Raw genomic sequence first — 9611 nt, 5'->3', positions numbered from 1 at the left:
GATTGATGCGCGGTAACCCGGTGCTTGTAACACCAGATTAACCACGTCTTCCCCAAGCCGTAGATTCAGTACGTTTGGAGCTAAATTATTATGCCAATTTTGGTGCGACCCTCTCGGTGGCAGTCGCAACTCTTAATCATTTCCGACGCTAGCAGTATTGCTACTGGAGCTCGGAAATGATGACAGATGTTCACCACGACATAGCCCAAATGATAGAGCTAGCCAAAATCCAAGCTCAAACCATCAACGAACAGCAAAAATTACTGGTTGCAGCCTTAGCAGGTCTTAACAAGGTCAGCCAGTCAGTAAGCTGCCAACCACTTAATTTGCTGGGGACTTGGGACAAATACATTGATTTCAAGAAAGCGTCAGTTAGCCCGTCCTACCTGGCTCACCAATTACAGGCGACCAGAAATCATCTGGCAAAACTTTCCGATCTGCCGGAAATGGATGCTGTCGCGGTTCGCGATTGGGCAATGGCAAACTTGACGGTCGATTCGGCTAAGCGATTAATCTCTCAACTCTCTACCTGCTATGGGTGGGCAAAAAGCAGCAAGCTGATTGACGCTAACCCTTTTGCCCGCATGGCTTCAGAAATAAGACTCCCCCGCTCTAAAAAGGCTGACGCCGGGAACAGGGAGATAGAGCCCTTTACCGCAACCGAGCGAGACTCAATCATTGAAGCGTTCAAAACGAATCGGTTTTGCCACCCTTTCACGTCAAACAATCACTTGCACAGCAACTATGCAGCTTACGTACAGTTCCTTTTTTACACGGGGTGCCGCCCCAGCGAGGCGATCGGCTTGCAGTGGAAAAACGTTGACTTCGCTAAGCAGACTGTCCTTTTTCGAGAGGCTGTAGTTCAGTCACCGGGAGGACGAATCCGCAAAGAAGGGTTGAAAACGCAATCATTTCGCAGGTTCAAGATTAACGCTCAACTGCGCCAAATACTTGAGGATATCAAACCATTGAGCCGTGATGCTGATAGTTTGGTTTTTCCCGCTGCCGAAGGTGGCTTTATCGTTCAAGACAATTTTCGCAAGAGGGTTTGGAAGAAGATTTTACAAGGTTTAGGACTTGAGTATCGCGTCCCTTATCAGACCCGTCATACCTTTATCACTCTTTGCCTCGATAAAGGGATTGATGCCAAAGATATAGCGCAGTGGGTAGGTAATAGCCCAGAGATTATTTACAAACACTACGCGGGCAGCAGGCACAGTTTACAGGTTCCAGAAATCTAAAGCTGTCACTAAATCAGAAAAATATAGTAGTTGATAACGTTTTGTTAGCTACTATATTTGTCGTTTTTATTAATATTATTTGTGTCTTAAATTTAACCTAAAACTTTACAATTTACCCCTTGACACAGTAGCCAAAAGCTTGCAATGTAGAGACAAGGAGGATTGATGCGCGGTAACCCGGTGCTTGTAACACCAGATTAACCACGTCTTCCCCAAGCCGTAGATTCAGTACGTTTGGAGCTAAATTATTATGTCATTTTCAGGACGCTTGTCTAGTGCAGACTCGCAAACTTCTGCATTTTCGCGCCGCTCAATGCTGGGAAAACTTTTTACTACTGCTGTGGCAACGGCAGCGGCCAAGCGATCGGGTGAGTCTTCAACTCCCAAAAACTATCCACTGCCCAAGTTTCAAATTGGCGATTTGATAGCCAGTGACTGGGAGGATGATGAAGATGAGGATGCTCCCGATTCTGCTACTGATTTTGGTGAAATTTTAGGTATGCGGTGGCTGCCAGAACGCGAATCGGTTTCGGATGCCAAGACTTGGGTGTATTACGTGAATTGGACGCACAGCACGATTGGCGCTTCTTCTTGCTATCCCTGCTATGACGGGGAACCGAGCAGGGAATGTGACTTGAGACTGGTCAGCTAGTCTTACGCTCTGGCATTTGATATGGGTCGAGAGAGGGCTGACTTGTGACCTGCCTCTTGGCCGCGAAGCGAAGTAAAAACTCTTTGCATTTTTCAACAACATTTCAACAACACAGGGAATCTAAAGGTTTCCGAAGTCAACAACACAGCAGCAACATGGAGAAATAGTAATACTATTTCTCCAATTAACAACCCTCAACAAGCGATATACCGTAGTGCCACCTTGTGTTGATGTGAGTAGTAACGTGCGCCGGGAGGGGGCTGGCTTATGGCCTGCCTCCCGGCCGCAGCTTGCCGGAGTAGGTATACCCGGTTAACACCTGAAAAGCAAAAAAGTAGCAGAGCATAGCACATGGCGCGCAAAAATTCACTGCACTGGTTGTTGGTATGTAAACAAAGTCGGAAGGGCGTAGGCCTTCCTGATGTAGTCAGAGTGTGGTCAGAGTTCTCTCAAAACTGGGAGGATTTGGCGGCCAAGTGGAGGGAATTTTCAGCGCGTGTTGTGAGTATGTTGTCAAATTCACAAACCCTACGGGTTTGTGATGGTGTCAGAGTGTAGTCAGAGTTTGCGTCTAAGATCGGAAACTTGTAGAGTTTCCTTGTACACTCCAGAACACTGTCAGACCCAACGTGCAAGATCGGAAACCCTTAGAGTTTCCTTGTACACTCCAGTCACCTAGCAAACACGACCGAGAGGGAGGGGACACACTTTCCCCATTCTCCAAAATATAGCCCTGAAACCCTTGCTATAACTGCCTCTCTACGGCACAAAACATATGTATTTCTGTATTTAAACCGTTATAACTCGCAGAACGAGATTTTCCACCGCTGCACTCTGCCTATTTTGTGTAGAAAGAATTGACAACCCTATAGTTTGTGGCTTAATCCGTTCAAATAAAAATCACTCGAAACCCGCATTCTTACGTGCATAACGAAAACCGAAACCTATTAGGTTTCAAGCACATTCAGTTCAATTAAAAATCTCCCAGAACCGCCACCAGATAACGTTTTGAGGCTAGCCCCGCACCGCGTTGAGGTGCAGTTGAGGTGCAAATGACAAATCTCAAATTAAAGTTGGTGGCTACAACCGTTACTCAGACACTAATACAGATCTTCTGACCGTTCGACTAAATCAAAAATGGTCGCAACGTAGATTCACAAAATGTCAGTCAAACAGCCAAGTGATAGGTAAGTGCCTATTAATTGACCCCTTCCGTGTGAAGGAAGGGGTCAGGGGTTGAAACTACTAATCGACTTATTTGCGTGACTTTTACTGCGTGTTTTTCAAAACCCTAAAAGGGTCGATCGCTGAAGGGCGGTTTCACGGTATATTTAGATTTAATCGGTGTAGTACCGAAGCCCAAAAAAAACTGCTACCACCCGAAAGTAGCAACAGACTCCAAACTCCCCGCCAAGGGAGCTTTCACAATAAAAGATTAAGTCCAGTTTACCGTAAACACGTCTAAAATTTTCAGGAGTCGGTTTGTATTTCGGGTGATAGCGATTCAGAATAAGAATCGTTCTCACTATGATATCAGAAAGCATAACCTCACAAGCAGTAGATTTAGCCTATCAAGATTGTGTAATCAAGTCAGGGATTGACCCGATAGCCTTTATACAAAGTATAGAGCCTGCGAGTGGTATCGATATTTACGATCTGCTTTTTCGCGACACAGACCCCACAACCAATACCAGCAGCGGAAGCAACCAAGCAAAGAGAAATTATACAAAGTGCGAAAAAACTATAGGCTTTATAGTCAATGGCCGCTTTCGACAGTTAGGCGGCCCACCAATCGCCTTTAGCAAGAACAAAAGAACAGGCAAGTGGGAACCGCGCAGATATAGCCAACCCCACGGCAAGCCTTTAAAAATTTTCTTCCCAACTGTGAGCGTCGGACTCTGGGAAAGGATAGCCGAAAAAGCTGGTTTGCCGATGCCAGCCTTCTTTGACCTCGGATTAGTCGATCCACAGCTTGCTAAGTTTATTTTTTGCAATAACCCGCTCATGTTAGCTGCGCTCCTAATGTGTGGAGATGCTTCTAAGTTTTGGGAATGGGTAAAGTCTACCGATTGCCCGGTAGTTCTGACAGAAGGGGAAAAGAAGGCCCTGGCACTAATCAGTCGCGGCTATGCTGCGATCGGGTTGCCCGGTATCAACACCGGTTACAGAGTCACCGAGCGCGGGGACTGGGTAACCAACCCCGACGGCACACAATATCAAAGGGCAACAGCCCGACAACTGCACGAAGCGCTCCAACCGCTTGACACAGCAAATCGTGTAATCACTATCATCTTCGACTACCGCACTGGGGACTATTCCAACAGCCCAGAGTTCAAAGCAGCCAGCACACTCAGAGAATTGTTCAAAAGTGCGATCGCTAAAATCGGCAAGTTTCCCGGCCCGGCTAAAGGGGTTGACGACTTCCTGGTTGCTGGAGGGGACATCGACGCCGTTATTGCTGAAGCTTCTCAGGAACCCTCGGAAGATTGGAAGCTGAAAAAATGGCTGAGGCTTCGCGGGTTCACTCCCGATCGCACGATCAACTCCAAATACTTTGACGCGCCCGCGCCAGAATCCGGCACAGTCACCGCAATAAAATCGGGGCTGGGGACGGGGAAAACAGAATGGGTTAAGAATGAAGTTGCGACCGACCCGCGCGGGTTACAGATAAATTTAGGCTACCGCAACAGCTTACTTTTGCAGCAGTGCGAAAAATGGGGTAGCAACCACTGGGACGAGCACCAAGGTTATCTTTTCACCAAAGACCCCGACGGCCGCTTAAGCCTCTGCGTAGACTCCTTGCTCAAGCTTCCAATCGAGATGTTTGAGAACTCTGTGAACCACATCCGAGGGATGACGGTCATCTTTGACGAGTCAGTGTCAGCCATTAAACACGCGCTAACGTCCTCTACACTTTTTGGGAAGCGGCTAGAAATTCTTGAGCGGCTAGGAATAATCTGCAAGCTGGCCGATCGTGTCATCTTGCTGGATGGCAACCAGTCCGACATCGTGGTTGATTACATTGCTAAGGTTTCTGGTAAGCGGTCAATCAAAATTCAGAATGATTTCACGGGTGATACTCCCCCCATATTTTTTGTAAACGCGGGGAAAAAATCTAAAAAGTGGCTGAGCGCTGAAATTCTCAAAAGTCCTTGCCCCGCTGTCGCCACAGACTCGCTGCGGGATGCCGAGGCTCTGGCTTTAAGGCTGGGAGAATCCCACGGCCCGGGACTGCTGTTGACTTCAAAAACCGTGACTGAGCCTTGGGCAGAAGAATTAAAAAAGACACCCGACGCTTACATCCAAAAGCATAAGCCAGCGTGGATAATTTTCAGCCCGACGTTTGAAAGCGGTATAGACATTAGCATTCGAGATTATTTCTCTGACGTTTTTTGCTGGTTTGTGGGGGTACTCGGAGTTGATGAGTTTACCCAGATGAGCCGCCGGGTTCGCCACCCTGAGAGAATCGTCGTTCTTTGCCCCGAACGCGGGCTGAGAAGTCGCAGCAGTGGTGGCTTGTTTGAAGCTGATATCATCAAATCTTTTTTCGACGCGGGACACGATGAACTGACTTTGCTGCTAAATGATGAAGCACTGTTTCAAAAATATCTGGATGATTATCGTGCCCAGCTTGACACGCCTCACACAAGATTGCTAGCAAAATTTTTGGTCAAAGCAGAGCTAGAACGTTTGAACTTACGAGAATATTTGCTCAAAGCTTTCGAGCTCGGTGGTTACTCCGTGCAGCAAGTGACAGCGGCCGAATGTAGCGACGACGGACACGCCGTGGCAAAGGAAGAGTGCAAGGATAGGGAAGCTCAGGAGATTTTCAACGCTCCCGACATTGACTTGACACAAGCCTTAGAAATTAAGCGGAACTATAGTGCTGCATGGCCGGAACGGTGTCAGAGTATCAAAGCTTTACTGAAAGCGCGACTACCAGGAATTGAAGAGTCTGAACTGTGGAGCTGGCAGTTTGTGCGCCGGGTGAGGTTTGACGAGCGATCGCTCTTATCACAGCTTGACGCGGCTTGGCAATTTGAGAACTTAGAGGACTCAGAATATTTGCAGCGTTCTAGATTGTTGGCTGGCAAGCAAGAATTTTTGGGTGATTTCTCCAATCGCTACCTAAGAATCAGAACACTTCATGCCCTAGGTCTGGAGAAGTTTTTGGATTCCAGCAAGGATTGGAGCGGGGACGACTTTGAAGTTATCGAGCTTCACGATCGCTGCAAAAAGAAAGCCATCGCCAACCTTCTCGGACATCCGGGCAAGATGAAGCCGATGCAGTGGTTGAATCAATTGCTGAGTCTAATAGGTTACAAGCTCATCGGACGCAGAACGAAACAGAACGGCGTGCTGCACTGGGTGTACTCGTTCGATGACGAGCTAAGCACCCGTAAAAATTGGGACGAATTGGCCGCTCTGACAGCCAAAAGACAAGCAAAAAAAATTGCCGAACTAAAAGAAGCTGAACTTCTTGCAGTGCAAGCACTTGAAGCGGTTCCACCTCCCCCTGTTTTTGATACAAATTTAGGGGTAGGTGGAACCATCCCTGACATAGAGACAGAACCTCCCATCGCAGAACCTGCGATCGCAAACTCGACGGGCTGGGTTAGCCGCTGGGGCAAGTGGGTGGCGGCCAAGATAATCGGCTGGTGCGAGTACGGGACGCGCTACCGAGTCCTGTACGAAACAAAATGCGGGGAGTGGAGCGAGATGCTAGTCTTCCCGAACAATATGCTGTGGGAGGCTCCAACATGATGTTTAATTGCTGCAAGGAGTTAGGAACATGGCGGTGAAAATAGACAGGCACGGGCAAGCGGCGATTCTGTCGCACCCTGAAATAGAGCTGCTGTTTGCCGAGGGGCTGCAATCGGATAGAGATAGAGCACTATTCGGAGTTTGCCTCTACACGGCCGCTCGCATCGCCGAGGCTTGCTCGATGCTGACCGAGGATGTCTATACCTCGACTGGTAGGGTCAGAGCCTCTGTAAACATCAGGAAAGCGGCAACCAAGGGCAAACTAGCAACCCGCACCATCCCGGTTATCGAAGATTTGCGATCGCTCTTGACCGTCTGGCAACCCCACGTCGGCCCCATTTACCTATTCCCCAGCCGCCACCCCGGACACCACTGGCGGCACATCACCAGCGACTCGGCCGCCGTTATCCTCAGAGAAGCCTGCAAGCGCGTCGGCATTGAAGGAGCTAGCACCCACAGCTTTAGAAGAACGGCCCTCACCGAGATGAGCAACGCCGGCATTCCGCTGCGGGTCATCCAGCAAGTCAGCGGCCACCGCACCCTGACAGAGTTGCAGAAATATCTAGAAGTCAGCGACGCCCAAGTCAGGGGAGCCGTGAGCGCTTTATCAATGCTTTCTTACGGCGGGAAACAGAGATTAAACGACCTACAGCCTGAATTCCCTTCTGTGCGGTTAACTCAGTCCCCAGAGAGTTTAAAAAACTCGGTTGTTGATACTGACTAGCCGTTTGTTGAGAATAAACATTAATCTGTTGCCTATTTTTTACTGAGGTATTTTGCCAGTTCTGGGACTTCGCTGGCGCGCTGCCAGTCGGCTTCACCCCGCCGAACTTTGGTGCGATCTGTAATTTTCTGAACTTCCCAAAGTTGCAGTGCGGTATACGGCCCTTCAGGTTTACCCGATCTGAATACGTACCAGTCAGCAACTTCGGGGGCTGCTTTCTTTACAGCTTTCAATTTCCGCGCTGGCGGACTTGGAGCCGCTGGAGCGGGTTTCTGATTCATTTTCACCAGCCACGCACCTAAGCATCCAAATGCGCCGAGGACTCCGCCTCCGACTCCAAACATCATGACTGGAGAAGTCGGGCGGTACGGCTCCGGTGCTGGCGGCGGAGCGGGAGAAGGTGTCGGAGATGGAGTTGCATCGTCGTTGTTGCGGTTTCGGTTTCGCGGATAGCGATCGATACGAATTCTCCCTCCCTTCTTTGCGGCCTCGGATGGAGCGGAGATTGTTGTGGCAGCCAATAAACTTCCGCCCAACAGTAGCAGCAGTTTTCGGCGCGACAGTTTAGTAGAATAGTTCATGTTCTGAGAGCTGATAGGGGTATCAATATTTTCTCAGAACGCCACACCAGCAATAACAATTTCAGCCCGTCAAAGATTTTATTTTTGGTGGGCTGAACATTAAAGTTGTGCTGTAGTGGCTGGTGAACAGAAGGCAAATTACTGTGTACCTGTGGTTTACCCAAAATACTTTTCTGCAACCCTTGACAGTTACCTGTAAGTTACTTATATTTAGTATGTAACTTACAGGTAACTGTTACCTACAGAATCTGCTAAGTTTAGTATGTAACTTACAGGTAACTGTTACCTACAAAGTCAACCAAACTTGGTAGGTAATTTATGGCAATTCCATCGGTATGGCAAGGTCGCGTACAGCCTGAAGAGGGCGACTCTCGTGACTCTCGTTTTTATTATGCCCATTTAGAGTCTCCTGAAGGTTTGGAGTGGTTAGCGTCAATCAGTTCTTTCAGGTTTGAGCCAGATGGGGAATCACTTAAGCCGTTCACAGTCCGTAAGGAAACAACCAGGACTGGCGATTATTGGTACGGCTACAAAAAGATAGCGGGGAGACTGCACAAGAAATATGTCGGCAAGTCATCAGAGATGACCATAGAAAAGCTTGAAGAGATTGCGGAAGCCCTCAACATCCCCCCACAGCCACGGGTTACAGACAAGGTTGCAGAAGTTACAGAGAAAAGCGATCGAGTAGTTACAGACAAAGTTACAGACCGGGTTACTATTGAGGAGTTTACTGCCTTAAAATCTCAAGTCCAAGCGCTGCAAGAAACCTTAGAAGCTTTACTGAGTGAACTGCCGGGAAAATTGAGGGCTTGAGTGATTCCCCTGAGTTGCTCAAGCCTGATGAAGTTACATATAGCGAGTTACAGACTGAGATAGGTAACTTACAAGCAGAGAACGAGAAATTAAAAGCTGACTATGCCGCGCTTCTAGAATCCAATACCGCAGTCACCAAAAAACTAGAACGCCAGGTGCAGGAATTGCGATCGCAACTTGCCACAGAGCGCGCCGATCGGGAAGAAATTGAAGTGCAGCTCGCCGACCTGAAACAAAATTCAGCACCTGCCAGTGAACTGTTAGAGCTAAAAGACCTAAAAACTCATGATTTGCTTGACGTGGTTAACCAGGTTATAAAGCAGCGCAAGAAATCCAAGATGGATCTCGAAGACCTGAAATTGTCTGTAAAGCTACTTTCGGAGAAACTGAAGGAGTCCTGTGACGACACATCCCAGAGACTGTAGAAATAAACCCCGGTTATGCCGGGGATTTACTCGGCTTTCAAACTTCAACCCCTTTTTGTGTCGAAGAAGTGGAAGTGGAAGTTACTTCATTCACTACGCCCTGGAGCGAAGTGCTGGAAGTGCCATTGGAAGTGCTTCCAACGAAGTAAAGGTTCGTTTGGTTCGGTGTCCGGTTCACTGGGTGCGGTTGGTGCGGTTGGTGCGGTTGGTGCGGTTGGTGCAAATCGCTGAAAGCGTTACCCAGTAATGGTGCGGTGTCGGTGCGGTGTCGGTGCTATCGGTTCCGCTCCTCTTGACATGATGTAAGAAGCCTGCGATCGTAAATGGTGAGGAAGATTGATGCGCGGTAACCCGGTGCTTGTAACACCAGATTAACCACGTCTTCCCCAAGCCGTAGATTCAGTACGTTTG

8 protein-coding genes are annotated in these 9611 nt (G+C 48.5%); 7 read left to right on the top strand and 1 reads right to left on the bottom strand.

The features are described 5' to 3' along the window. Positions 1-176: 176 nt before the first annotated feature. The 4 genes from QUA54_RS33040 to QUA54_RS33025 all read left to right on the top strand — a co-directional run bounded on the left by QUA54_RS33040 (position 177) and on the right by QUA54_RS33025 (position 7381). Complete coding sequence (locus tag QUA54_RS33040) at positions 177-1241, top strand: site-specific integrase (protein WP_333419109.1); 1065 nt, start codon at positions 177-179, stop codon at positions 1239-1241. 250 nt (positions 1242-1491) lie between these two features. After that, a complete protein-coding gene (locus QUA54_RS33035) occupies positions 1492-1893 on the top strand; it encodes a hypothetical protein (protein WP_333419107.1) in 402 nt (133 codons plus the stop codon). Positions 1894-3420: 1527 nt separating this feature from the next. After that, positions 3421-6657, top strand: a complete 3237-nt coding sequence (locus tag QUA54_RS33030; RefSeq protein WP_333419105.1) for a plasmid replication protein, CyRepA1 family — start codon at positions 3421-3423, stop codon at positions 6655-6657. 28 nt (positions 6658-6685) lie between these two features. Then, a complete protein-coding gene (locus QUA54_RS33025; RefSeq protein WP_333419103.1) occupies positions 6686-7381 on the top strand; it encodes a tyrosine-type recombinase/integrase in 696 nt (231 codons plus the stop codon). A gap of 32 nt (positions 7382-7413) precedes the next feature. Here QUA54_RS33025 and QUA54_RS33020 read toward each other — a convergent pair whose 3' ends face one another. Further along, on the bottom strand, positions 7414-7962 hold the full coding sequence (locus tag QUA54_RS33020; RefSeq protein ID WP_333419101.1) for a DUF4339 domain-containing protein: 549 nt from the start codon (positions 7960-7962) through the stop codon (positions 7414-7416). A 318-nt stretch (positions 7963-8280) separates the two neighbouring features. Here QUA54_RS33020 and QUA54_RS33015 point away from each other — a divergent pair, with 318 nt between their 5' ends. Genes QUA54_RS33015 through QUA54_RS33005 form a run of 3 tightly spaced genes read left to right on the top strand, consistent with a single transcriptional unit; the run spans position 8281 to position 9447 of the window. After that, positions 8281-8775, top strand: coding sequence for a hypothetical protein (locus tag QUA54_RS33015; RefSeq protein WP_333419099.1), 495 nt, complete (start codon positions 8281-8283; stop codon positions 8773-8775). After that, complete coding sequence (locus tag QUA54_RS33010) at positions 8772-9200, top strand: hypothetical protein (protein WP_333419098.1); 429 nt, start codon at positions 8772-8774, stop codon at positions 9198-9200. Before QUA54_RS33015 ends, QUA54_RS33010 begins: the two co-directional genes overlap by 4 nt. Before the next feature lie 55 nt (positions 9201-9255). Then, positions 9256-9447, top strand: coding sequence for a hypothetical protein (locus tag QUA54_RS33005; protein WP_333419096.1), 192 nt, complete (start codon positions 9256-9258; stop codon positions 9445-9447). The last annotated feature ends 164 nt before the right edge of the window (positions 9448-9611 follow it).

It is taken from the genome of Microcoleus sp. MOSTC5, from assembly GCF_036701825.1.
GTDB classification, from domain to species: Bacteria; Cyanobacteriota; Cyanobacteriia; order Cyanobacteriales; family Microcoleaceae; genus Microcoleus; species Microcoleus asticus.
Note: the sequence above shows the minus strand (reverse complement) of the source record. Positions and strands in the feature narration are given on the sequence as shown.